This is a genomic window from Hahella chejuensis KCTC 2396 (assembly GCF_000012985.1).
GTDB classification, from domain to species: domain Bacteria; phylum Pseudomonadota; class Gammaproteobacteria; order Pseudomonadales; family Oleiphilaceae; genus Hahella; species Hahella chejuensis.
This window is the reverse complement of the sequence record NC_007645.1, coordinates 531,433-556,302: the sequence shown is the minus strand read 5'-3', so window position 1 is coordinate 556,302 and position 24,870 is coordinate 531,433. Positions and strand designations below refer to the sequence as shown.

Sequence of the window (24,870 nt, the reverse complement as noted above, 5' to 3'; positions counted from 1 at the left end):
GGAGAAGTTATGGCGGGCAACCATGACTATGTAGCTCTTGATTGGGTTAAGGGCGAAATCGACAGTACACTTAAGCAAGCGCAGTTAGCGCTTGAAGACTACGTCAACAACACTGAAGACAGCGCCAAATTACGCTTTTGTCTGAACTACATACATCAGGTCCATGGAACTCTGCAGATGGTCGAGTTCTATGGCGCCGCCTTGCTGGCGGAAGAAATGGAGAAGTTGGCGCAGGCAGTCCTGCAGGAAACCGTTCCGCACCCCGATGAAGCCATCGAAGTGCTGATGCGGGCGATTCTGCAACTGCCTAACTATCTTAACCGCCTGCAGTCAAGCCGGCGCGATCTGCCCGTCATTCTGCTGCCGATTTTGAACGACCTGCGCGCTTCGCGCGGTGAATCGCTGCTTTCCGACACATCTTTGTTCACTCCTGACCTTTCCATGGCCCGCATCGCCGCGCCTCCAGGAGTGAACCAGCGTCTGCACGATGACAAAGTCATCATGCAGTTGCGTAAGCTGCGGCAAATGTATCAGTTCGCCCTCGCCGGAGTGATTCGCGAAAGCGAGCTGCCTGCTAACTTCAGCTATATGGGCAAGGTGTTCAAACGTCTGGAGTCCCTCTGCCGCGATACCGCGCAAGGACAGATCTGGCGAGTCGCCCATGCCTTCATCGACGCGTTGGTGAATAACGGTATCGAACTGTCTTCCGCGATCAAGAATCTGTTGCGCGCGCTGGATTACCGCATCAAGAAAGTCATTGATGAAAATATCGATATTCTGGTGCAGGCGCCGCCTGAAGATCTGCTGAAGCACTTGCTCTACTACGTCGCCCGTTCCGACGCCCGCACCCCTGCTATAGAAGGCGTGCGTGAAGACTACCGTCTGGATCAGGCTCTCCCCAGCGACGAAGAAGTGGATATCGAGCGCCAGAAAATGTCCGGCCCGGACAAAGGCGCGATTGAATCCGTTGTGGAAGCGCTTAACGAAGAACTGGCCCGGGTCAAAGACCAACTGGATCTGTTCGTACGTGGCGAGTTCAAAGATAGCAGCGATCTGGCGGAACTGTTGCCGGGGCTGCACCAAGTCGCCAATACCATGGCGGTCCTGGGTCTGGGTATTCCACGAAAAGTAGTGCAGGAGCAGATCGATTTAATTGAAACCCTGTCTTCCGGCGCGGATACGCCAGACGACAATGTATTGATGGATATTGCCGGCGCCCTCCTCTATGTTGAAGCCACTCTCAGCGGTTTCAGCGACGACGCGGGCTCCCAGCGCGCCAGCAGCGGCGACAACGCTGGCGGCGCAGCGATTCCCAAGGAGCAGGTCGATAACGCTCACGAAGCGGTTATTCGTGAAGCCCGTAACGGCCTGGAGCAGGCGAAAACCGATATTGTCGAGTACATCGCCTCTCACTGGGATCGCTCTGAAATTGAAAGCGTGCCGAAGCTGCTGCAGAGCATCCGCGGCGGGCTACGCATTATCCCGTTGGAGCGCGCCGCCGATCTGTTGGACGCTTCCGCGCGCTACATTCAGGACCGGTTGCTAGACAGCGACCAGTCTCCTGACTGGAACCAGTTGGATACGCTGGCGGACGCCATCACCAGTATTGAGTATTACCTTGAGCGCCTGAGCGAAGGCAGCCAGGATAACGAACTGATTCTACAGGTTGCGGAAGAGAGCTTGGCGCAACTGGGCTATCCGGTGGGCGATGCGGTCGCCATAGCGCCACAGACCGTAGCGGGTACTGCGCCCACTATGTCAGCGCCGCCTGAGTCGTCCCGCGACAAGGCCTCCGACAAAGAACTTATCGACGACGAAATCGTCGAAATCTTCGTTGAAGAAGCGGAAGAAGTTCTCGCGACCATTCACAACTATTTCCCCAGCTTCCAGAGCAATCCTGACGATCAGGTAGCCCTGGCTGAAATTCGTCGCGCGTTCCATACCCTTAAAGGCAGCGGCCGTTTAGTCGGCGCCACCACCCTGGGCGAGCTGGCCTGGAGTGTGGAGAACATGCTCAACCGGGTAATCGACGGCTCCATTACCGCCACGCTGGAAATGTTCGAGCTGCTGGAAGGCGTGATCAATAAACTGCCGGAGCTGATTGAGCGCTTTAAAACAGGACAGGAAATCAACGACGTAGAGCAGTTCGTCGCCAAAGCCGAAGCGCTGGCGGCGGCCCGTCGTCTCTCCCGCGAGAAAAGCGCCGCTTCTGATATCGATCTGTCCGTCCCCAAAGAAGAGCCCGCTCCTGCTCCAATCGAAGAGCCTGTAGCGGCTTCCGAACCGGAAGCGCCTGTTGTTGAAGAAAGGCAGCCAGAGCCTATTGAGCCTCCGTCTATCCCTGAGCCTGTCGCTGAAACTATTGAGGTTCCAGAACTGGAGGAAGAAGACGAAGATGATATGATCGATGACGAAATCATCGAAATCTTCGTTGAAGAAGCGGCGGAAGTGCTGGATACCATTGGCCAGTACCTGCCCTCTTATCTGGCCAGTTACGACAACCAGGAAGCGTTGATTGAAGTCCGTCGCGCTTTCCATACATTGAAAGGCAGCGGCCGCCTGGTTGGAGCGACGCTTGTCGGCGAACTGGCGTGGTCTGTTGAAAATCTGCTGAACCGTATCATCGACGGCGCCATTTTCATGAGCCAGGATATTGGCGAGCTGATGCAGGCTGTGACCAAAATCCTTCCCGACCTCGTCGAGGATTTCAAACTGCGCCGTAAACCCAGCCATAATACGCAACCGTATATGGATCAGGCGCATGCCATCGCCAAAGGCGAGATTCCCAAGCCATTGAAGCTTGACCAGGACGCCTCCGCAACGGCGGCGGGCGAGCCGACCCTGGACATCGATCCGGCCCTGAAAGACATTTTCAAGGCGGAAACAGAAAGCCATCTTGAAACGCTGGCGACTTTCACTGCTAAAGCCGCCGCAAATGGCGAGCCGACGCCCATTACGGACGAAATCTCCCGCGCCATGCATACGCTCAAAGGCAGCGCCAATACCGCTGGCATTGAGCCCATCGCCACCGTAGTGGTGCCGCTTGAGAAGTTTGTCAAAGAAGCCCGCGCGCGTGGCGTCAGCGTGGACAGCGATATTTGCGAGTTGTTGCAGGAAGGCGCAGGCTTTGTGCGTCGCGGCTTAGACCAGATCGAAAGCACACCGCTAAAACCGCTGGACGGCGCCAATGACTACCTGGAAAAACTGGCCACTGTCAGCAATCGCATCCTGACTAACGCCGCCCAAAGCGACGTATTGCAGGCCACCAGCAAACCCGATCCGCAACTGATCAATCTGTTCTTGACGGAAGGCGTGGATATTCTGCTGGACGCCGAGCGCATCCTTAATGAGTGGAGCCAGGACCCGAATTCCAAAGAAGATCAGCATAAGCTGGTCACCGAATTGACCACATTATCCCGCGGAGCCGAAGTGGCCGGTCTGGAAGATGTGGCGGAACTTTCCCGCGCGCTGGAAACCGCTTATGAACTGGCGGAAGCTGGCGCCGCCAACACTGACGATCGCTTCTTCACTATCGCGAAACGTGGCCATGATGTATTGATCAGCATGATGGATCAGGTTGCGGCGGGCCTCGCCACTCAACCTGACGCCTCTCTGATTCAAGAGCTTTATGCTTTGGCCAAGCCAGTTGAGTCTGCGCCTGCCGAGGACGTTCCTCCCGTCGCAGAAGTCGCGGAAGAGGAAAGCCTGGCGCCAGCCGCCAATGCGGCGGATGACGAGATTCCTCTCTTAGACGACGTGATCATCGAAGAGGCGGAAGAAGACGATCTCGCCGAAGATATTAATTTTGATATCGGCCTACCTGAAGAGCCAGAGGCGATTGAGCCTTCTGCGAGCTTTATGGAGGAGATCGAAGAAACGCCTGCGCCTGTCGCATCCGGCGGCGTGGTGTACGAACTGGACCCAGAGCTGGCGGATGTATTCCTGCAAGAAGCTCAGGACATTATTCAATCCTCCGCTGACGTGATGCAGCAATGGTCGCAGGATCTACATAATATTGCGCTGGTTCAGCAATTACAGCGCGATCTGCATACCTTGAAAGGCGGCGCCAGACTGGCGGGCATTCCTCCTATCGGCGACCTCTCCCACGAGTTGGAAAGCCTGTTCGAAGGCATCGTTGAGCAACGGGTCACGCCGGATGAAGAGGCCAGTAACTTGTCTTTGCTGGCGCACGACACCCTGGCGGGCATGGTCGACTCCGTCACCGCCACACGCACCTGTAATGACGCTCAGGATCTGATTGACGCCCTGCACGCTTACCTGTCCGGCGAGCGCTCGTCAGAAGACGAGGAGGATGAGGGCGACGAGGTTTCCTACGACGAAACCAGTTTGCCGACGATGGATTTCAACGAAGAGGAAGATATTCCTGTTCTTGAGGAAGTCGCTCCCCTTGATCCAGAAATGGTCGAAATCTTCCTGGAGGAAGCTCAGGACATTATCCAACGCACTGGCGAAACCATGCACAGTTGGTCCGAAGAGCTGGGCAATCTGGAGCATTTGAAAGAACTGCAGCGTGATCTGCATACGCTGAAAGGCGGCGCCAGAATGGCGGAGATCAAGTCCATCGGCGACTTGGCTCACGAGCTGGAAACGCTGTTTGAGAGAATGACGGAAGGCCGCCTGGCGCCAGAGCCCGCCATGGTTGGGCTGGTGATGGAGTGTCACGACCGCTTGGCGGGTATGGTGGACGCCGTCGCTCAGAATCAGGTCGCCTCCCCTGCTCGCGACTTGATCGGTCGCGTTCACGACATGGCGCAGGGCGCCGGTCATCACTACGCGGATGGCGAAGACGACTATATTGTCGACGCGCATCCAGAAGTGGAAGCCGCCGCTGAAACGACATCTGAGCCTCAAGTGGAAGAGACGGCGGAAGAGCCGGAAGGGCTTGCCGGCATCGAAGAGATCACTGCGGAGCCTGCGCCGGTTGAAGAAGCGCCTATCGAGAACCCGGTTTACGATATCAGCGAACTGGATCAGGAGCTGGTCTCTATATTCCTGGAAGAAGCCAATGAGTTGGTGGACTCCACCGCCCGCAACCTGCAAAGCTGGTTGGGCGAGCTCGAGAATATCGAGCATGTGAAAGAACTGCAGCGCGCCCTGCACACGCTGAAAGGCGGCGCGCGCATGGCGGAAATCAAGCCCATCGGCGATTTGGCTCACGAGCTGGAAACGTTGTTCGAGGGCATTGTCGAAGGCCGTTTCCTGGCGGAACCGTCGCTGTCTGATTTGATGTTGGCCTGCCATGACCGTCTGGCGGAAATGGTGGATAGCGTCACCAGCAACAGCCCGGTGCGCGCTGCGAACGATCTCGCCCAGCAAGTCATCAAGTACTGCGCGCAACATGATCTGGCGGCGAAAGGCGCGCCTGATCACGAAGACACCATTGCGGAAATCGAGCGCGAGCAGCAGTCTCTGCAGGAAGCCGCTCTGGAAACCAGCGACGAAGACCTGCGCAGCATTTTCCTGGATGAGTCCAGGGACATCATGGACGCAGTGATTGACTGCTTTGATCGCTGGAAAGCCAATCCGGATAACATTACGCCGACGAAAGAGCTGGTTCGGGACCTGCAAACCCTGAACGGCGGCGCCAAGCTGGCGAATATCGACAGCGTGCATGCTCTCACCGAAGCGCTGACCGAGCGTATGGAGAGCGTTGTCGACGGCAAGCATCAAGTGCCTGACGAGCTGATCACGCTGGTGGACCGCTCCATCCGTTACATCGGCCGACTGTTGGATCAGATTGAACAGCTGGAGCAACCGGAAGTTCCCAACGAGTTGATTCGCGAGCTGAAAGAAGTCGGCAGCGGCGATGAGCTGCCAGCCTCTGAGTTTGCGTTGGATGTCGACCCGGAAATCCTGCAAGTCTTCGTGGAAGAAGCGAATGAACTGCAGGCGAGCCTGGAGCGTGAGTTCAACGACTGGACCCGCGAACCTCGCAACAGTGTGCATGCGGACTCCATGTCCCGCGCCCTGCACACTCTGAAAGGCGGCGCGCGCCTGGCCACTTTGACCAACATCGGCGATCTGGCGCAGGAAATTGAATCCATCGTTAAACAAGCTTATGACCACAAGCATGAGCTGGACGACGCCCTGCGCAGCGAGATCGAGATTCTGTTCAATCGCCTGAAAAGCGAAATCGGGCAGGTTAAAAACTTCTACAGCAGCCAGCAGGAAGCTGAGGCGGAAGCCGCTGCGGCGGAAGCGCCGAAAAGCGAACCTGAGGCCCTGGCTGAGCGCATGGTGCAAATGCAGCGTGAGCAAGCCGTTCCCGCCGTCAAAAAGGAAGAGCCGGCTAAAACCGAGATGCAGCCCGCACAACCAGCGGCGCAACGTCAGACGGCTGCGGAAACTGTCAGGGTCTCCGCCAACCTGCTGGATAACCTGGTTAACCTCGCAGGCGAAACCAGTATTACCCGTGGTCTGCTTGAACAGCAGATCAGTGACTTCACCTATACCCTGGAAGAGATGCAGTCCACCATCGACCGTCTGCGCGAGCAGTTGCGTCGGATGGACATGGAGACGGAAGCTCAGGTTCTGTTCCGCATGGAGAAAGAGAGCGGCGTCAAATACGAAGACTTTGACCCGCTGGAAATGGACCGTTACTCCTCTATTCAGCAGTTGTCGCGAGCTCTGAGCGAGTCCTCTTCGGACTTGACCGACCTCCGTGAAACTATGATGGATAAGGCTCGTGACGCGGAAACCTTGTTGCTGCAACAATCCCGTATCAATACGGAGCTGCAGGAAGGGTTAATGAAAACCCGCATGGTCCCGTTCACCTCGATCGTGCCCAGACTGCGCCGCATCATCCGGCAGGTAAGCTCCGAACTTGGCAAGAAAGCCGATTTCGAAGTGTACAACCCGGAAGGCGAGCTGGACCGTACCGTACTGGAGCGCATGCTGGCGCCATTGGAGCACATGCTGCGTAATGCGATCGACCACGGTGTGGAAATGCCGGAGCAACGTCGCGCCAAAGGTAAGTCGGAAACCGGACGCATCGAACTGTCGGTGGGTCGTGAAGGCGGCGACGTTGTACTGATTCTTTCCGACGACGGCGCCGGCATCAACGTCGACGCGGTCAGACGTAAAGCTATTAAGAGCGGCTTGATCGACGAAGGCACGCACCTTAGCGATCACGATATGCTGCAGTTTATTTTCCAGGCCGGCTTCAGCACCGCGGAAAAAGTCACCCAGATTTCCGGACGCGGCGTCGGTATGGACGTTGTAGCCAGCGAAATCAAACAGCTTGGCGGACGCGTCACTATTGACTCCAAGCCCGGCCACGGCACGCGCTTTATCGTCCACCTGCCGTTCACGGTTTCCGTGAACCGGGCGCTGATGGTGAACACCGGCGAAGACTATTACGCGATTCCGTTGAACACAATTGAAGGTATCGTGCGCGTCAGCACTTACGAGCTGGAGGAGTACTACAAGCCCAACGCGCCGCTGTACGAGTACGCAGGCCAAAAATATCGTCTGCAGTACCTGGGCAGCCTGTTGAAGAGCGAACATCATCCAAAACTGCAAGGTCAGCCCCTGCCTTTGCCGGTTATTCTGGTGCGCGGCGGCGGCGATCAGCCTCTGGCCCTGCAGGTGGACAGCTTGATGGGCTCCCGCGAGATTGTTGTAAAAGGTCTCGGCACCCAGTTCTCCTCAGTGCGCGGCGTCTCCGGCGCCACCATTCTCGGGGATGGTAGCGTGGTCGTGATTCTTGACTTGCCTGCGCTGCTCCGCAGCGATATGTCTCACTTCGGCCCAAGCCTCACTCCGACGCTCAAACCGGCGGCGGAGCCTGCGCGCGCGGCATCCGGCCCAACTACCGTTATGGTGGTGGACGACTCGGTTACTGTACGGAAGGTGACTTCCCGTCTGCTGGAGCGGAATGGCATGGAAGTCATTACCGCAAAAGACGGTGTGGACGCGATCGCGTTATTGCAGGACCACAAGCCGGACGTCATGTTGCTGGATATAGAAATGCCGCGTATGGATGGATTCGAGGTGGCGAGTCTGGTGCGTCACGACGAGCGCCTGAAAGATGTGCCGATCATTATGATCACCTCGCGTACTGGACAAAAACACCGCGAGCGTGCGCTTTCAATCGGCGTTAATGAATATCTCGGTAAACCCTTCCAGGAAAAAATTCTGCTTGAGACGATAGAACGACTAGTGGAATAACTGGATGTCAGTGCAGGCTGCAAAAGTTGGCATTATTTCGGACTGCCCTTTACAGCGGCATATCATGCAAAGCGCGGTGGAAGGATACGGTTTTTCGGTGATCGCCAGCTGTGATCCTTCCCGGCTGAGCACGGCGCTCCTGGAGCGCCACGCCGCCGCCGAGGTGTGGATCGTCATACTGGCCGACGAAGACCGTTGGGCGGACGCCATTGATACGCTGATCGATCATAGCGAAGCCCCCGTCTTGTTTGGATTAGGAGAGGCGCCCAACAAGCACAGCCTCGATTACGCCAAATGGGAGCGGCGCCTGTTTACCAAACTGGTGGAGTTGTTGGGCGAACCGCCCACGCTTACCCAGGCCGGAGCTTCTTTAACTGCGCTGGAAGCCTCTCCAGGCGGCCCTTCCGCTTTGCCGTTGCCGCATCATATACGGCCAGGCGGCGTTAACGACCCGGTGGAAAGGGTATGGATTCTGGGCGCCTCTTTGGGCGGTCCGGCGGCGGTGAAGAGCTTTCTCGATTGCTTACCCTCAGGCTTGCCTGTCGCCTTCGTTTACGCCCAGCATATCGACCAGAACGCCGCCAATGTGCTGGTGCGAGTGTTAGGTCGCCACTCCGCCTTCGATCTGAAGGAAGTACAGCACGGCGCGCGTCTGCATTATGGCGAAGTGGTGATCATGCCTGTCGACCACGAGGTGGTGTTCAGCGCGGAGGGGACGATGGAGGTCAGAGAAAACGCCTGGCCGGGTCCTTATGGCCCTTCTATCGATCAGGTCATGCTAAATGTCGGCGGCTACTACAGCGGCCGTTGTAATGCGATTATTTTCAGCGGCATGGGCAATGACGGCTCCCTGGCCGGCCCACTGTTGCGGGCTTATGGCAGCCGTATCTGGTCTCAGACCTCAGACACCTGCGCCAACAGCTCAATGCCGGACTCCGTCGCCGCAACGGGGTGCGTGGAATTTCGCGGCTCGCCGCATCAGTTGGCGGAAAAGTTACTGAAAACCATAGAGCTTGAGGAACTGGCGAAACGCAAGCGCGGCCTGGCCTGACGTTCCATAACCCGGTCTGTTAAGCTAGACTCAGACTGAAGCTCTATCAGCTTGGACCTGCCGCTGGTCCAGAGATGATATGCGCGCCCGCCGTGAGACAGGCGCCGGTAAGACAAACGATTTCGAGGATAGATTCATGGTGGAGCAAACCTCCGGACAGATCTCCTGTTTATTGATTCCCGTACAGGGAAAAAACTTGCTATTACCCAACGCCAGCATCGCTGAAATCGTTGACTATCAGGCGCCGGAGCCCGTTGAAGACGGGGCGGACTGGTTCCTGGGCTACATTCGCTGGCGCGGTCTGCGTCTGCCGTTAATGTCTTATGACAAGGCCAATAAGTCCGCCTCCGGCGCGAAATCTACGCATACCCGAATTGCCGTGACCAATACGATTGGCGACAAGCACAAACAAATGCCGTTCATGGCGTTCGTCACTCAGGGCCTGCCTCGTTTGATGAAAGTACGAAGCGAGGAAGTCAGCGCCCATGAAAAGGCCGACCTGGGCCCCATGGACAAAATGATGGTTAAAGTCAGCGGCGAAGAAGCCATTATTCCTTCCCTGGAACAAATGGAACTCCTCGCATTACAGGCGGTTTCCGCACGCTGATCGATAATCCGGGGCGCTCAAGCGCCCCAGTCGTTCGTATAGTCGACGCTCAGCTTTTCTTATCTGAAAGATAGTGCCGCCGCCCCCAGCCTTTCAGTTCGTCCAGTTTTCGCAGCCTATCCGCCATATCATTCAGCGTTGCGCTGATTGCCGCCTCGCCTTTTAGCATCGCTGGCAACTTATAGGTAAATAATCCCCAGAAGCGCTTCATTTCCGGCACGTCCGGCATCAGCTCCCCTTTTTCAGCGGATACGAAGGTATGACGGATCAAAGGGTCGGAGGAAAGCTCTTTCATTAATTGAATATTGGCTACCGCGCCCAATGGCTTGTCTGTATTTACTTTCTTTAGTCCCTCATAGGTCAGTAGATAATCTTCCAGAAAACGCTGCGCGGCTTCTTTGTTTCTTCCCGCGGAATTGATCCCCGCCGCCAGCACGCCAACAAAAGGACGCCCGGGATGTTCCGCCGTCAGTCCGGGAATATAGTCCACGCCAAAATTGACGCCCGCATCGCGGATCTCACGCCACGACCAGGGACCGTTGATGATCATCGCCACTTCGCCCTTCTTGAAGCCGTTCATCATAGAGCCGTAATCCGCCGTCTTTTCCAGTACGCCTTGATCCAGAAGCTGCTTAATGGCTTGCACTGCGTCAACGGAGCCGCGGTTGTCAAAGCCGACATCCGCCAGATTATAAACGCCGTCTGACTTGCCAAAGCTGTAGCCGCCGGCGCCGGCGATAAAAGGCCAACTGAAGTAAGTATTCTTATAGTCCCACTCAATGGCTTTTTTGCCTTGTTTCCGCAGATCGCGATCCAGCGCAATGACATCCTGTAGCGTACGAGGAGGCGTTTTCACCAACGCCTTGTTATAGATCAGGCTCACCGCTTCTATAGCGATAGGAAAGCCGTATATATCATCCCCGACCGTCAGGGCGCGCCAAGTGAAAGGCGCTACGCTGTCGCGCATCTTTTGAGAGGGTGTGACCGGCTCCAGAAAGCCGTCGTTGATCCAGGGACCAAAACGTTCATGGGCCCATATGACAATGTCCGGACCTTGCGCCGTTGGCGCGAGGCGATCGAATTGAACGGTGAGATCGTCCGGCGTTTCCACCTTTACCTTCATGCCGGTAGCGGCGGTGAAGGCGGCGCCGGCTTCGGCGACGCCTTTTGAGCCTTTGTCGGCTCCTATCCAGACAATGAGAGAGTCTTTTTCAAACGCGCAGGCGAAAGCGCTGACCAAGCATAACGCCAGTGTGAAAAGGTTCTTTAGCGCTGACATTCTTATTTTACCTCTGAAGTCTCACGGGGTTCGAAGTCTCGACCCGAGGACTCAGCGCGACCTTCCTGGCAATCCGGCATACGCCGGTTTCATTCCGCCCTGATTTATATTTTTATAATGCGGACGTCGACAAGCGCCCGCCAAACATCCAGCAAAGGATTATGGACCCTAACCGGCGGTTTTGCATACAAGTAACCTTATAAAAACGCGAATTTTTGTAACATTGGCGACCTGTTTCACGCCAGACGCCGCCATGAACGCCGTTGGCGGTTTCAGCGCAAGCCCAATTGTTATAACATTACACTTCCTACGTCTCCTCCGACGACCGCGCTAACGCCAGCATTGCAACTCTTGCGGAATCATTATGAACAGCCAATCTGACAACGCCGTGTTTCAGCAACATAATCACGCCTCCTGCATTCATGACGCGCTGATTACCGCCAAGAGACTCTGCAAAGAACGCGGTCTGAGACTGACGGACACACGCTTACGCGTGCTGGAGCTGATCTGGCAATCCCATAAGCCCATCGGCGCCTACGACATCCTTGCTCAGTTTGGACAGGAAGGCCGTAATTCCGCCCCGCCAACGGTGTATCGAGCGTTGGAGTTTCTGCAGGAAAATGGCTTGGTGCATCGCATTGCGTCACTGAACGCCTTCATGGGCTGCGTGTGTCCGCAGGAAGGCCACCAGGGCGGCTTTTTGATTTGCAAACAGTGCAAGCGCGCGCAGGAAATTACGGAAGGCGCGCTGCGCAAACAACTGCTGACCTTGGCGCAGGAACGGGATTTCGAAGTGGAGAGTATGACGCTGGAAATCAGCGGCCTGTGCGCTGCCTGCAGGACCGCCCAATGAACCCGCCGCCATTAATACGTCTGCAAGACGTCACCGTAAAGATCCAAGGTCGCACGCTGATTGAAAACGTCACTTTCGATATTAATTCCGGCGAAATCATCACGGTCATTGGTCCCAACGGCGCCGGCAAGTCCACGCTGGCAAAAGCGCTCTTGGGCATACAGCCGTTGAGCCGTGGAGAAGTGCTGCGCCGTCCCGGCCTGAAAATCGGCTATATGCCGCAGCGCTTTCATATCGACGCGTCCTTGCCGTTGACGGTCAAACGCTTTCTGCAATTGGCGCACAACCCGCAGCGCTGGCGTGAAGCGCTGCAAAGAGTGGAAATGGAGCACGTGGCCAAACAACCCATGCACACTTTATCCGGCGGCGAACTGCAGCGGGTATTGCTGGCGCGCGCATTGCAACGGGCGCCAGACTTGTTAGTGCTGGATGAACCAGCGCAAGGCGTGGACGTCACCGGCCAGGCGGAACTGTACCGCCTTATCCGTTCACTACGGGATGAGTTACACTGCGGCGCTCTGCTGGTCTCCCATGATCTTCATCTGGTAATGGCCTCTACGGATCAGGTGTTATGCCTGAACCGGCATATTTGCTGCGCCGGGCACCCGGAAAAGGTGTCCAACGAGCCTGCCTTCATCAACCTTTTCGGGACCCAGGCGGCGCGCTCGCTGGCGGTCTACCACCACCATCACGACCATCATCACCATACCGACGGCACCGTCGCCGCCGGCAGTGAGTGTTCTCACGGCGACCAACATGCTTGATATCCTCATACCCGCCCTGCTGGGGGGCATCGGTCTGGCTTTTATCACCGGCCCTTTGGGCTGTTTTGTAGTGTGGCGGCGCATGTCCTATTTCGGCGACACCCTGTCCCACTCAGCGCTAATGGGCGTTGCTTTGGGCTTGATGCTGGAGGTGAACGTCAGCCTGGCCATCACCGCCGGCTGCGTATTGATGGGCCTGACGCTGGCCCTGATGCAAAGGCAAAAGCACATCGCTACGGACACGCTGCTGGGCATCCTGGCTCACAGCTCCCTGTCCCTGGGCCTGGTGGCGCTGAGTTTTATGCGTGACCAACAAGTGGACCTGATGAGCTACCTGTTCGGCGACCTGTTGGCGCTCAATTATCAGGATGTCATTTGGATATTCGCAGGCGCGGTGGCCGCCATCGTTATGCTCAAACTGTTGTGGCGCTCCCTGCTGATGATGACGCTGAACGAGGATCTCGCGGCAGTAGAGGGCTACAACATATTACGCACCCAGTTGTTATTGATGCTGATGATGTCGCTGGTCATCGCTCTCGCCATGAAAGTCGTCGGCGTACTACTGGTGACATCGTTGCTGATTATCCCCGCCGCCGCAGCCCGCCCATTTAGCGATACGCCAGAAAAAATGGCGGCGCTCGCCATCGCCAGCGGCGTCTTCGCTGTCGTGGCGGGACTGAGCCTCTCCTGGTGGTGGGACACTCCCGCCGGACCGTCCGTCGTCGTCGCAGCGTTCGTCCTGTTTTTAAGCAGCATGGGCGCGCACCGTCTACGCCACGCTTGACCCAAGGCAAAGCCGGCGAGCGTTGAGTTTCGCCGGCCGTCTTTCACGGTTGCTTTCAAAGCCTCAACTCCTTACTGTGATCATTCCACAAGCAGTCCCCGGATTCACCCAGGACGCGCTCCAGCGTTTCGCGTCGTGTTTTAATGTCTACTAAAACAAAGAGGCTAACGTGGACGACAGCTCTTTATTTGCGGAATCAAAGGCGATTGACCGCCTCCTGCATGCGTTTATCGGATACGGTACTGGCGGCAATTCTCCCGCCGCTTTCATCCAGGCCTACACAGACTGGGTCAGTCATGCGGTGATGGCGCCCGGAAAGCATGCCGAACTGGCGAAGAACATCTCCCGCAACCTGCTGCGCTATGGCGTCTATTGTTCCCGCACTATAACCAACCAGAACCCGGAACCGGTCATCGCCCCCCTTCCCCAGGATATCCGCTTTCGCAATGAGGAATGGGGACGCTTTCCTTTTAATCTGGCTTACCAGTGGTTCCTGCTTTATGAGCAGTGGTGGCACTACGCGACGACGGATATTCCCGGCGTGTCGCCCCGCAACGAAAATATCGTGTCGTTTTGCGCACGTCAGATATTGGATTTGATGTCTCCGTCCAATATTCCCTGGTTGAACCCGGAGGTCATCAAGAAAACCCTGGAAACCGGCGGCAAAAATTTTCTCGACGGCTTGGAGAACTGGCGCGAAGACGCTCAGCGTATGCTCAATGGCGATCCGCCTGTCGGATCGGAAAACTATAAGGTAGGCGAGAATCTCGCCGTAACCCCGGGAAAAGTGATTTATCGCAATCGCCTGATAGAACTGATCCAGTACGCGCCAACAACCGAACGCACGTACAAAGAGCCGGTGCTTATCGTTCCCGCCTGGATCATGAAGTACTACATTCTCGACCTGTCGCCCCATAACTCCCTGGCCCGGTACTTGGTGGAGCAAGGCCACACAGTGTTTATGATTTCCTGGTTGAATCCGGATAGCAAAGATCGCAATCTCGGCATGCAGGATTATCTGCGCCTGGGGGTGACGGAAGCGCTGGACGCAATCTCCGCCATCGTTCCCGACGCTCCGGCGATACACGGCGTCGGCTATTGTCTCGGCGGCACCCTGCTCAGCATCGCCGCCGCCGCGATGGCGAGAAACGAGGATAAGCGACTCGCCACCATCAGCCTTTTCGCCGCGCAAACGGACTTCAAGGAAGCCGGCGAGTTGATGTTGTTCATCAACGAGAGTCAGCTGACCTTCCTGGAAGACTTGATGTGGGAGCAAGGCTATCTGGACGCGACGCAAATGTCCGGCGCGTTCATGATGCTACGCTCGAAGGACCTGCTTTGGTCGCGCATCGTACGAGAATATATGCTGGGCGAACGCAGCAGCATGAACGACCTGATGGCCTGGAACGCAGACACCACTCGCATGCCCTATCGCATGCATTCACAATACCTGCGCAGTCTGTTTCTTAATAACGATCTCGCCGAGGGCCGTTTTGAAGTGGACGACAGTCCAATATTTCTGCGTGATATCCGCATTCCCATCTTCGCCGTCGGCGCTACTAAGGATCATGTCGCGCCTTGGAAATCCGTGTATAAAATCCGCCGTCTCACCAGCTCCGCAGAGATTACTTTTTTATTGACCAGCGGCGGCCACAACGCCGGCATCATCAGTGAGCCCGGCCATCCGAGGCGCAGTTACCAGATCAATACCCGTTATGGGCAGGATCGCAATTACAGCCCCGACGACTGGCTCAATATTGCGCCCCGTCATGAAGGCTCCTGGTGGCCGGCCTGGAGCCAGTGGCTGCGAGATCACAGCAGCGCTGAACAGTCCTCGCCTCCGCCGCTAGGCGCGCCGGACTCCGGTTATCCGCAACTTTGTGACGCACCGGGCACTTATATATATCAAAGATAAAGGCTTTCAGGCTTCCGCTTGATGCGGGTAATAGGGAACTCTATAGTTACCGACTGTCACGAATATGGAGTACGCTTTCAGCGGAAATGGGTTGGTAACCGCCTGGGGGCGGCAATTATCCGGAGGATTCAATGCGGTCCCGCAATATGTACGGGTTTATACTTTCTCTGCCATCTCTCCTGGCGCTTTTGGTGGGGCTGTCGTTAACGGCGGCCATGTCCTATTTTTCCAATAAGCAGCAAGAGAGAGACGCACACGCGCGCTTCGCCCAGGAAGCGCAGTTCATTGCACAAACGGTCCGCCGGACATTCGAACAGAATCGCGCCGCTGCGGAATTGTGGTTTCGCATGAGCGGCGCTCGCCCTGAGTCAGAAGACGCCGCGACTGACGCCACCCGCGTGTTTTTGCAGGGATTTCCCAACATCAACACCATTGAACACTTGGTAATCGCTAAATCCGCCGATGAGAGCCGTCATTTCAGTGTTACGGATATCAACAGCCTGCAATCTCTAACGCTCAACGACATCAAACGCGTCACCGAATTACCCGAACTTCAACCCGCCTTTGACGAGGCGTGGCGCAGTGGAGAAACCATCGCAACGCCAGTGACCCGCATCAACTCTCAGAATCCCGCCTATCGCGGCGAAGTTCGCTATATTCGGCGGGTGAACGATACGCTCATCGCCATCAGTTTTGATCTGGAGCATAGCCTGAAAGCCGCCATCGCCGACTATAAGCCGGAGGGGTTCACCCTGTCTGTGTTTGACTTGATGCGCTACGCCAGCGACCCATTGGTGAAGCTGGTGCTGCCACAGGACGGAGAGGAGAACATAAAGAAACGCAAATCCTGGCTGTACAGCGACACGCTGGATCTTCCAGAGCGCCAATGGCTATTGCGCATCACGCCCAATCAGGCTTTCCATGACCAAACCAATAACCGTTACACCCTCACCCTGTTTATCTCCGGCGCCATCATCAGCATTCTGTTGTCGTTACTGCTCGCCCGTCCCACGAGGAAGAGTGGTGAGACGGACAGCGAAGCGGAAGGGTTTTAGAAGGCTACGTCTTGTGACGCCAGCTATTGCTGACTGCGGTAGCTGGCCGGACTTTCTCCCGTCCAGCGCTTAAACGCGCGGCTGAAGGCGCTCAACTCGGAAAACCCCAGTAGAAAGGCGATTTCACTGAGGGAATACTTGCCCTTTTGCAGATAATCCAAGGCTTTATCCTTACGCACCTGCTCCACCAATTCCTGAAATGACACGCCTTCCTGTTTCAGTTTGCGATACAGGGTGTGGCGCGACATGTTCATTTTTTCCGCCACTTTTTCCGCCTCGATATCGCCACGGGACAGGCGTTTGGCCACGATCGCCTTAACTTTGTGCGACACCGTACGGCGCAGGGACAGCTTTTGCAGCAGCGCCTCCACTTGGCGGGTCAGCGCCTGGTGTAAATAGGGGTTGCGCTGAGGCAGTTCAAAGGTGAGGAAGTCTTTATTGAAAGCGAGAGAGCAACATGGCTGGTTAAAGCTGACCGGGCATTGAAAGATGCGCTCGTATTCAGCGACGTACTCAGGTTCGGGGTGGGAAAAGCCCACTTTGGTCAGGTAGATCTTCTCGCTGACAAAGCGCCGCGCCCTGGTCACCGACAACGCCAGCATTCGATCCATCCCAGCGCGGTGATAATATTCCGGACGTTCGCAGTGATACTCAATCACCGCATCGTCGCCCTGCAGGTGAAATTCCGTGCGCACGCCTTCATTCACCAGCGCCGACAGACGTACGTACTGCTTTAACCCCTGCTCCAACGTGCGATTGTTGAAGATGATGTGCCCGATCACCCCCATGCGACGCGAATCAACCCACTCTCCTACGTGCAGGCCAACAGCAGGGTCCTTCAAGGTTTCTTCAGCGCGCGACCACAGCAGATTATATGCCGGTAAAGGAACGCGATAGTCCTGATCCTCCAGCATGGAGAGATCCAGCTCAGCCTCATGCGCCAATGCATTGATATCCATCCCTCGCTCAGCAAGCCAAAAGCAAAGCGCTTTAACGGTGGAACCGGCGACTGTGGGCTGATCCATATCAACTAATCTCAACCATTTAAATGGGACTGTTAATTATTATTAGCGGCCAATATAACAATCATCCAGGTGTGGCGGTAAGAGTTGGCGGCGATTTTTCCGCAACAATGCAGACGCTGTAGCAATTACTGAAGAAGCCGACCATAGCTGCGTAAAGTTGCAACAGAATGTCAAAAGCTTAACACAGGCAGTCAAGCCGGTTTTCTTTCACCTTGATAATATGAATCCCGTAAACGTGAAGCAGTAGCCATCGTTTAACTGTGTTTTCAGGCCCTAGAGAACCGACTCAGGCCACTTGACTTAGGGAGAGACAAGTATGATGTATGATGAAAATTGGAAAGTCTGTGTTCCAAATACTGACCAAGAGCAAGCAAATTTTGCAGCGTTGGATGAGTATCTCAACAGCATCTACTACTGTTGACACCCTTTGGACTCCAGCCTGATGAAAGTGCACAATTCCCGCCGCGAAATTTATTTCGCGGTTTTTTTTTTGCTCTGAATAAAGCAATTTTCTGAAATTTCCCCTTCCCATCTCTACCGCCTTACGCCTTTCCTAGCCTGATACTTTGCTTAATCTCCTTAACTAAATTTATCTTTAGCACTCAGGATCATTTTGCTATGTTGCTGAGCAGCAACTACTTTTAGGATTAGGGAGAAAATCATGTCGATAAGCAGATTTCTTGTACTCAGCGTTCTGGCCATGCCGGCGTTCGCTGCGGAGCAAACTAACTACGATCGCGTTCAGCTCTCCACCGAAGCCAAAGGCGAACTGGAGAACGACATCATGCGCGTCGTGCTACACTCCCAATCACAGCAGAAAACCGCGCAACAAGCGGCCGATGACGTAAACAAAGCCATGCGTTGGGCGCTGGATGAAGTAAAGTCCGCCAAAAGCGTGAAATACCAGACGCAAGACTACCGCACCGATCCCCGCTACAAAGAGCAAAAAATCGTAGCCTGGAACGCAGAGCAGTCTCTGAAACTGGAAAGCAAAGATATCGAAGCGCTGTCCGGCCTCATTGGTGAATTGCAGGAACGTCTGAAAGTACAAAACGTGGAGTTCGACGCGTCTGACGCCCTGAAAGCGGCTAAAGAAAATGAGCTGATCGGCGAAGCGCTGAAATCTTTTGGCGAACGCGCCAAGCTGATTACGTCCCAACTGGGAGCGCAGAGCTACAAAATCGTTAACATGAATATTTCAAGCAGCGGCCCTGTCTACTATGCGCGGCAGGAAATGCGCAGCTTTGGCGCAGCCAAAATGGCTGACATGGCGACGCCAGCCGTAGCAGCCGGCACGCAAACGGTCACCATGACCGTCAACGGCGAAATCGAACTGGTGCGGTAACGCTTGGCGAATTCTGGACGCAACCGCAGCTTGAAAACAGTCAGGATGTGCAACCATGGCGGTTAAGTCCAAACCTTTTGAATTTCTCGGCGCGCAGGTCGCGCCGGGACATCGTCAACAATTCGAGCTTCCCGTCGGACAGCTCTATACCCAAACAGACGTCTCCATTCCTGTCGAAGTGGTGCATGGCAGATCCAAAGGTCCGCGCTTGCTGATCTGCGCCGCAATCCATGGCGACGAACTCAACGGCGTGGAAATCGTGCGCCGCGTGCTGCATGCTCCCTGGTTGAAGAATCTGAAAGGCACCCTGGTCGCCGTCCCCATCGTAAACGTATTGGGCACCATTCACCGTTCCCGTTACCTGCCTGACCGGCGCGATCTTAACCGCAGCTTCCCCGGTAGCGAGAAAGGCTCGTTGGCGGCGCGGATGGCGCATCTGTTCACCACTCGCATTCTGCAACAGGCGGATTACGCCATCGACCTTCACACTGGCGCGATCGATCGCAGCAATCTTCCGCAAATCCGGGTGCACCTGGATAATCAAAAAGCGGCGGAGTTGGCGCACATGTTTGGCGTGCCCGTCATAATCGATGCGGAAATCCGTGACGGCTCCTTTCGCGGCGCCGGCGACGACCTCGGCGTACCGATCATTACCTACGAAGCCGGGGAAGCGTTGCGTTTCGATGAAAACAGCATCGCCGCAGGCGTTCGCGGCGTGCGTCGGGTGATGGAAGAACTGGGCATGATCAAGATGCGCGTCAAAGGCAGAGCTCAGGCGACGCCGGTGGTGGCGCGCTCTTCCCAATGGGTGCGAGCGCCGGTGGGTGGTTTCCTGCGAGTTCTGAAGCCGTTGGGAAGCCGGGTGAACAAAGGGGATCTGCTGGGTTACTTGAACGGCCCTCTGGACAGTCAGGGGGAACCTATTTTGTCGCCATGCTCAGGCATCGTCATTGGACGCAGCAATCTGCCCCTTGCCCATGAAGGCGAGGCGATCTTTCACATTGCGCGCTTTAATCAGGTGGATCTGGCGGAACAGGTTGTGGAGACATTTCACTCCGATATGGAGGATCACATTTCCCGCAGCGAGGCGCCCATCACCTGACAAACGCCTGTGCGACGGCCGCCGCGATATGCGGCGCCCGAGTCGGGAGCCTGCTTACAACGCCCGACGGCTATGCACCAGAGTGAGGAATTCACTGCGGGTAGAGGGATTGTTGCGCATGGAGCCCAACATCACGGAGGAACTCATAACAGAGTTCTGCTTCTCCACGCCGCGCATCATCATACACATGTGACGCGCTTCGATGATGACGCCGACGCCATGCGCATTGGTGACTTCCAAAACCGCTTCCGCGATCTGCCGGGTCAGGTTCTCCTGGATCTGCATCCGACGCGCGAACATATCCACAATGCGCGCAAATTTCGACAAGCCCAACACCTTGCCATTCGGAATGTAGGCAATGTGGCAACGCCCGATGAAGGGCAGCAGGTGATGTTCGCACAGGGAGTATAATTCGATGTCCTTGACCAGAACCATTTCGTCCGTATCTGACTCGAAAACCGCCCCGTTGGTGACTTCCTCTAATGACTGGTTGTAGCCGCGACACAAGAACTGCATCGCTTTGGCGGCGCGCTTAGGCGTATCGCGCAGTCCCTCACGGTTAACATCCTCTCCGAGGGATTCAATAATTGCGCTGTACTGCGCGACCAGTTTGTCTAACATGTTGGTTCCTCTACATTACCTATGGATCATTATGATCAACGGATATGACGTCCGCCATCGAGCTTGATTTCCCGCCCGGTCATATACGAGCAGTCCAGGATAAAGGCGATTGCCTGCCAGACCACGTCAGGACCGGGCTCGATCCCAAGGGCGGACTTCCTTAAGGTTTTAGTTCGGTAGTCCGGATCGTCGCCGTCATTGAACATCAATAACGACGGAGCGATAGTGTTTACCTTAATATGCGGCGCGTAACGCTTGGCGAAAGAACGGGTCATGCTCTCCATTCCCCCTTTCGCAGCGGCGTACGCAATATGGTTGTCACTTCCTTTTTCAACCACGTAATCGGAAATATGAATGATATCGGACCATGGGTTACGCCCCTGCTCCAGCAGGTCATAACAATGCATATTCAGCAGGTAGGGCGCGGTCATATGAATCGCCACCATATCCTGCATCACCGCCCGGTAGTCCGTATCCTCACTCCGGTCGGGAGCCCATGAGGACGCGTTGTGTATCAACGCCCTGAGTGGGCCCACTTCCTCCTTTAACCGTCGTATCAGCCGTTCGACGGAGCTTTGTTCCGTAAAATCCACCTGCAGACAAGTTGCGCCGCGTTCGCGCAAATCAGCAATCTCCGGCCGCTCGGAGCGATAGGTCATAGCGACCCGCTCGCCTTTTTCAAGCAACTGCTGCAGACAATGGAGCCCAACCCTTTGGGCCGCTCCGGTTATTAATATTGTTCCTTGGCTAGTCCAATTCACCACACAAACCTGTATCCAATGAATTCATGTCCAGTAGGCTGCGGCGCCGGCCGCATCCCCTTTGTGTCATCCTCAAGCGTCGGCGCTCCCAGGCCGGCTTGTCCTGCGGATTCACTCCGCTATCAGCCAATCAGCGCTACAGGAGGCTTTCGGATCGCCACGGAGGGCTTCGCTGAGGTACGCCCAACCCGCCTGCAGTTGCTCATCGAGCCGCCAGGGCGAATTGACCACAAGCATACCACTTCCGTACATTCCGCGCGCCACCGGCGTTAAGATCAATTCGCTGCGAAGGGTCTTGTTCAAAGGAAGCTGACGCATCAACTCAAGCATTTTTTCGTGACGCTTCTCCGCAAGAATGGGATACCAGATGGCGATGATCGCATTCGACCACTTCTTGGTCAGTTTGTTTACATAGGCGGGAATACGTTGATAATCTTCCTTCAGCTCATAGCTGGGATCAATCATCACCAAGCCGCGTTTCTCCGGCGGCGGCGACATCGCCATGACGCCCTCGAAGCCATCTCTCTGGTGAATATGGATTTGCCTGTTCCTACCGAATTGACGCTTAAGCTCCGCGTATTCCCCTGGGTGCAGTTCACACAACGCCAACTGGTCCGTCTCACGGAGAAAGCCAGCGGCGATGGCCGGAGAGCCTGGATAGCGAGTCAACCGCTCGGTGTTGGGGTTCAGCGCGCGCACAGCCGCCAGATAAGCGTCAAACTCTGGCGGACAAGGCCCCTTGGCCTGCATCAAAGGCAGGATGCCGGCAGTCCATTCCGATGTCTTCTGCGCTTCTTCAGAAGTCAGGTCATAGTCGCCGCGGCCTGCATGCGTTTCCAGATAGCGCCAGGGCGTGGATTTTTTACATAGCGCCTGCAGCAATAAAGACAGCGCCCAATGCTTGTGCGCATCGGCGAAATTGCCTGCGTGATAGACATGTTGATAGCTCAGCATAAAGGGCGCTGACTCCTCCCCCTGAAAAAGCCGCCTATTTTATGTGGTCCGACGTTGAATGTCGCCTTTTCAGCATTATATCTGACCTATGGCAATACCCGCCCGACCTTGGGCTGGATATTCTAACGACAATGAGACGCAGGGTCTGTGAAGGTTGGTAAAAATCTATGGAATTCAAAGACTATTACAAGATTCTCGGCGTCGCGGAAGCAGCGTCCGCCGATGACATCAAGAAAGCGTACCGCAAGCTCGCCCGTAAATATCATCCTGATGTCAGTAAAGAAAAGGATGCCGAGGTCAAATTCAAAGAAGTCGGCGAAGCTTATGAAGTGTTGAAAGACCCGGAAAAACGCGCGGAGTATGATCAGCTCAAGCGCATGGGGGCCTACAGCGAAGACGGTCGTTTCCGCCCACCGCCGGATTGGGAGTCCGCCTCAAACTTCAGCGGTGGCGGCTTCACCGAAGCGGACGCGCGTCATTTCAGCGACTTTTTCGAGTCTGTCTTCGGTCATGGCGGCTCCGCCCATCGCACTTACAGACAAGGCCATCAACAAAGCTTTCGCATGCGCGGCGAGGATGTGCACGCCAAAATCGCATTGTTCCTGGAGGAAGCTTTCCACGGGTGTGAGAAACAAGTACAGGTGCAGGTGCCGGAAATTGACGAATACGGGCTGGTAGGCCATCGCAGCAAATCTCTCAATGTGAAAATTCCAGCCGGAATGGGGCCTGGGCAGCACGTACGGCTGCGAGGTCAGGGCGCAGCAGGGTTTGGCGGAGCTGAAAACGGCGATTTATTTTTAGAAGTGGATCTGGCGCCCCATCCGGTGTACTCCGTCGACGGCAAAGATATTTATCTGACTCTGCCTGTATCGCCATGGGAAGCTGCGCTAGGAGCGACAGTGACAGCTCCAACGCTGAGCGGCAAAGTCAACGTGAAAGTTCCCAAAGGCGCCAGCAGCGGACAAAAGCTGAGACTGAAAGGCAAAGGGTTGCCCGGTAAACCCGCCGGAGACCAGATTATCGTACTGCAGGTAACGTTGCCCAAGTCCCACAGCGCAGATGCGGAGGCGCTTTATAAGGAACTTGCGGAAAAAGAAAAATCCTATAATCCGCGCAGCAAGTTGGGGGTGTGAGAGATGACGCGTAAAACTATCGTCAGCACGGTGGAAGTGCTTGGTCAAAGCGACACCTACACGTTGCGCGAATTATGCGAGCGCGGCGGCGTCAACGCCGAGTTCATTATCGAGCTGGTCAGTTATGGCGTCATCGCGCCCGTGGAGGAACGGCCCGCCCACCAATGGCAGTTCGATACCCTGGCGTTGGCGCGGTTGAGCCGGGCAATGCGCTTGCAGCGGGACCTGCAACTCAACCTGCCCGGGCTCGCCATGTCATTGGATTTATTGGACGAGGTCAACGAGCTCAGACGCGAAGTCGCGCGACTGAACCAGCAACTCAGCCGCCTGATTGCGGATTAAGGCAGGGGGAAACCACAACGAAATAGGCCGGCTACTAAGCCGGCCTATTTGCTATTCAGCGCCTTGGGTCAGATGCTGATGATAGTTTTTGCGTTTCAGCTTTTTCTCAGCCTGACGCTTCTTGATGGCTTTGGCCGCTTCGGAGCCAATGTGCTCTTCTCCGCGCGACTTGGCCAGCTCAATCTGCTGCTCTCGCGCTGCGAAACGGCGAAGTTGGTCTTCGGAGACCTTGTCGTAACAGTGAGGACAACTCACGCCTTTCTTGTAATGCTCGCTCTGCATATCTTCCGCGCTGATCGGCATACGACAGGCGTGGCACTGGTCGTAGCTGCCTTTATTGAGACTGTGATCCACCGCCACCCGGTTATCAAAAACGAAGCACTCGCCTTCCCAGGTTGATTCTTCCTGGGGCACGTCTTCCAGATACTTCAGAATGCCGCCTTCCAGGTGATAGACATCCTCAAAGCCCAGCTCTTTCAAGTAAGCGGTGGATTTCTCACAGCGGATGCCGCCGGTGCAATACATCGCCACTTTTTTGTGCTTGGCCGGATCAAGATTACTTTTGACATAATCTGGAAACTCACGGAATGTTTCCGTATTTGGGTTGATCGCATTCTTAAACTTGCCGATTTGCACTTCGTAATCGTTACGGGTGTCGATCAGCAGCACCTCTGGATCGGTAATCAACGCATTCCAATCCTGCGGTTTGACATAAGTGCCCACCACACGTTTCGGATCAATGCCCTCCACGCCCATGGTGACGATTTCTTTCTTCAGTTTGACTTTGGTGCGATAGAACGGAATGTTCTCATCGTAGGATTCTTTGTAGCTCAAGTCCGCCAGGCGGGGATCGGACTTCAGCCAGGCCAGCAGCGCATCCATCCCTTCGCGGGTTCCGGAGACCGTGCCGTTAACGCCTTCGCGGGCCAGCAACAGAGTGCCTTTGACTTCATTTTTCTCCATGACTTCAAGCAATGGAGCGCGCAGCGCTTCGAAGTTGTCAAGAGCGACGAACTTGTACAGCGCACAGATAACATACTGTGACATTCACTTTTCCTATATTGCGTGCTGGAACGTAAAACCAGAGCA

At 55.6% G+C, this 24,870-nt stretch carries 18 protein-coding genes; 12 read left to right on the top strand and 6 right to left on the bottom strand.

What is annotated here, in order from left to right:
- Window positions 1-9 precede the first annotated feature (9 nt).
- From HCH_RS02470 to HCH_RS02460, 3 genes are all read left to right on the top strand, one after another.
- Complete coding sequence (locus tag HCH_RS02470; RefSeq protein WP_011394523.1) at window positions 10-8,190, top strand: hybrid sensor histidine kinase/response regulator; 8,181 nt, start codon at window positions 10-12, stop codon at window positions 8,188-8,190.
- A gap of 4 nt (window positions 8,191-8,194) precedes the next feature.
- The gene (locus HCH_RS02465) at window positions 8,195-9,241 is read left to right on the top strand and encodes a chemotaxis protein CheB (RefSeq protein ID WP_011394522.1); all 1,047 of its coding nucleotides are present in this window, start codon (window positions 8,195-8,197) and stop codon (window positions 9,239-9,241) included.
- 79 nt (window positions 9,242-9,320) lie between these two features.
- Window positions 9,321-9,848, top strand: coding sequence for a chemotaxis protein CheW (locus tag HCH_RS02460; protein ID WP_238384959.1), 528 nt, complete (start codon window positions 9,321-9,323; stop codon window positions 9,846-9,848).
- Window positions 9,849-9,897: 49 nt separating this feature from the next.
- Here HCH_RS02460 and malE read toward each other — a convergent pair whose 3' ends face one another.
- Entirely contained in the window at window positions 9,898-11,127 is a 1,230-nt protein-coding gene (malE, locus tag HCH_RS02455; RefSeq protein WP_011394520.1) for a maltose/maltodextrin ABC transporter substrate-binding protein MalE, read from the bottom strand.
- Between the two features lie 364 nt (window positions 11,128-11,491).
- Between malE and HCH_RS02450 the strand changes: the two genes are divergently transcribed.
- The 5 genes from HCH_RS02450 (at window position 11,492) to HCH_RS02430 (ending at window position 16,498) form a co-directional block, all read left to right on the top strand.
- On the top strand, window positions 11,492-11,980 hold the full coding sequence (locus HCH_RS02450) for a Fur family transcriptional regulator (protein WP_011394519.1): 489 nt from the start codon (window positions 11,492-11,494) through the stop codon (window positions 11,978-11,980).
- Entirely contained in the window at window positions 11,977-12,744 is a 768-nt protein-coding gene (znuC, locus tag HCH_RS02445; protein ID WP_011394518.1) for a zinc ABC transporter ATP-binding protein ZnuC, read from the top strand. Before HCH_RS02450 ends, znuC begins: the two co-directional genes overlap by 4 nt.
- A complete protein-coding gene (gene znuB, locus HCH_RS02440) occupies window positions 12,737-13,528 on the top strand; it encodes a zinc ABC transporter permease subunit ZnuB (protein ID WP_011394517.1) in 792 nt (263 codons plus the stop codon). Before znuC ends, znuB begins: the two co-directional genes overlap by 8 nt.
- A 169-nt stretch (window positions 13,529-13,697) precedes the next feature.
- Entirely contained in the window at window positions 13,698-15,443 is a 1,746-nt protein-coding gene (locus HCH_RS02435) for a PHA/PHB synthase family protein (protein ID WP_011394516.1), read from the top strand.
- Between the two features lie 131 nt (window positions 15,444-15,574).
- Window positions 15,575-16,498: a hypothetical protein gene (locus HCH_RS02430; RefSeq protein ID WP_011394515.1), complete on the top strand. Its 924-nt coding sequence runs from the start codon at window positions 15,575-15,577 to the stop codon at window positions 16,496-16,498.
- Between the two features lie 23 nt (window positions 16,499-16,521).
- Here HCH_RS02430 and HCH_RS02425 read toward each other — a convergent pair whose 3' ends face one another.
- A complete protein-coding gene (locus HCH_RS02425; protein ID WP_011394514.1) occupies window positions 16,522-17,523 on the bottom strand; it encodes an AraC family transcriptional regulator in 1,002 nt (333 codons plus the stop codon).
- Window positions 17,524-18,184: 661 nt separating this feature from the next.
- Between HCH_RS02425 and HCH_RS02415 the strand changes: the two genes are divergently transcribed.
- Window positions 18,185-18,868, top strand: coding sequence for an SIMPL domain-containing protein (locus HCH_RS02415; protein WP_011394511.1), 684 nt, complete (start codon window positions 18,185-18,187; stop codon window positions 18,866-18,868).
- Between the two features lie 55 nt (window positions 18,869-18,923).
- Window positions 18,924-19,970: a succinylglutamate desuccinylase/aspartoacylase family protein gene (locus tag HCH_RS02410; RefSeq protein WP_011394510.1), complete on the top strand. Its 1,047-nt coding sequence runs from the start codon at window positions 18,924-18,926 to the stop codon at window positions 19,968-19,970.
- 54 nt (window positions 19,971-20,024) lie between these two features.
- Here the strand turns inward: HCH_RS02410 and folE are convergent, their stop codons facing one another.
- The 3 genes from folE to HCH_RS02395 form a co-directional block, all read right to left on the bottom strand.
- Complete coding sequence (gene folE, locus HCH_RS02405; RefSeq protein WP_011394509.1) at window positions 20,025-20,591, bottom strand: GTP cyclohydrolase I FolE; 567 nt, start codon at window positions 20,589-20,591, stop codon at window positions 20,025-20,027.
- A 35-nt stretch (window positions 20,592-20,626) separates the two neighbouring features.
- A complete protein-coding gene (gene folM / locus HCH_RS02400; RefSeq protein ID WP_041599162.1) occupies window positions 20,627-21,352 on the bottom strand; it encodes a dihydromonapterin reductase in 726 nt (241 codons plus the stop codon).
- A gap of 111 nt (window positions 21,353-21,463) precedes the next feature.
- On the bottom strand, window positions 21,464-22,306 hold the full coding sequence (locus HCH_RS02395; protein WP_011394507.1) for a 23S rRNA (adenine(2030)-N(6))-methyltransferase RlmJ: 843 nt from the start codon (window positions 22,304-22,306) through the stop codon (window positions 21,464-21,466).
- A gap of 167 nt (window positions 22,307-22,473) precedes the next feature.
- On the opposite strand from HCH_RS02395, the gene HCH_RS02390 reads away from it, so the two are divergent.
- Both HCH_RS02390 and HCH_RS02385 read left to right on the top strand, forming a co-directional pair.
- Window positions 22,474-23,439 (top strand): DnaJ C-terminal domain-containing protein, encoded by a 966-nt coding sequence (locus HCH_RS02390; RefSeq protein WP_011394506.1) that lies wholly within the window; start codon window positions 22,474-22,476, stop codon window positions 23,437-23,439.
- A gap of 3 nt (window positions 23,440-23,442) precedes the next feature.
- Complete coding sequence (locus HCH_RS02385; RefSeq protein ID WP_011394505.1) at window positions 23,443-23,781, top strand: chaperone modulator CbpM; 339 nt, start codon at window positions 23,443-23,445, stop codon at window positions 23,779-23,781.
- A gap of 51 nt (window positions 23,782-23,832) precedes the next feature.
- On the opposite strand, the gene HCH_RS02380 is transcribed toward HCH_RS02385, so the two are convergent.
- On the bottom strand, window positions 23,833-24,828 hold the full coding sequence (locus HCH_RS02380) for a rhodanese-related sulfurtransferase (protein WP_011394504.1): 996 nt from the start codon (window positions 24,826-24,828) through the stop codon (window positions 23,833-23,835).
- Between the last annotated feature and the right edge of the window lie 42 nt (window positions 24,829-24,870).

Bases quoted from the DNA above. Each gene is read 5' to 3' on its own strand.
- HCH_RS02425 (WP_011394514.1), bottom strand. From the start codon at position 17,523: ATGGATCAGCCCACAGTCGCCGGTTCCACCGTTAAAGCGCTTTGCTTT.
- znuB (WP_011394517.1), top strand. From the start codon at position 12,737: ATGCTTGATATCCTCATACCCGCCCTGCTGGGGGGCATCGGTCTGGCT.
- folE (WP_011394509.1), bottom strand. From the start codon at position 20,591: ATGTTAGACAAACTGGTCGCGCAGTACAGCGCAATTATTGAATCCCTC.
- HCH_RS02415 (WP_011394511.1), top strand. From the start codon at position 18,185: ATGTCGATAAGCAGATTTCTTGTACTCAGCGTTCTGGCCATGCCGGCG.
- HCH_RS02380 (WP_011394504.1), bottom strand. From the start codon at position 24,828: ATGTCACAGTATGTTATCTGTGCGCTGTACAAGTTCGTCGCTCTTGAC.
- HCH_RS02450 (WP_011394519.1), top strand. From the start codon at position 11,492: ATGAACAGCCAATCTGACAACGCCGTGTTTCAGCAACATAATCACGCC.
- HCH_RS02385 (WP_011394505.1), top strand. From the start codon at position 23,443: ATGACGCGTAAAACTATCGTCAGCACGGTGGAAGTGCTTGGTCAAAGC.
- malE (WP_011394520.1), bottom strand. From the start codon at position 11,127: ATGTCAGCGCTAAAGAACCTTTTCACACTGGCGTTATGCTTGGTCAGC.
- HCH_RS02430 (WP_011394515.1), top strand. From the start codon at position 15,575: ATGCGGTCCCGCAATATGTACGGGTTTATACTTTCTCTGCCATCTCTC.
- HCH_RS02465 (WP_011394522.1), top strand. From the start codon at position 8,195: ATGTCAGTGCAGGCTGCAAAAGTTGGCATTATTTCGGACTGCCCTTTA.
- HCH_RS02460 (WP_238384959.1), top strand. From the start codon at position 9,321: ATGCGCGCCCGCCGTGAGACAGGCGCCGGTAAGACAAACGATTTCGAG.
- HCH_RS02410 (WP_011394510.1), top strand. From the start codon at position 18,924: ATGGCGGTTAAGTCCAAACCTTTTGAATTTCTCGGCGCGCAGGTCGCG.
- HCH_RS02390 (WP_011394506.1), top strand. From the start codon at position 22,474: ATGGAATTCAAAGACTATTACAAGATTCTCGGCGTCGCGGAAGCAGCG.
- znuC (WP_011394518.1), top strand. From the start codon at position 11,977: ATGAACCCGCCGCCATTAATACGTCTGCAAGACGTCACCGTAAAGATC.
- HCH_RS02395 (WP_011394507.1), bottom strand. From the start codon at position 22,306: ATGCTGAGCTATCAACATGTCTATCACGCAGGCAATTTCGCCGATGCG.
- HCH_RS02470 (WP_011394523.1), top strand. From the start codon at position 10: ATGGCGGGCAACCATGACTATGTAGCTCTTGATTGGGTTAAGGGCGAA.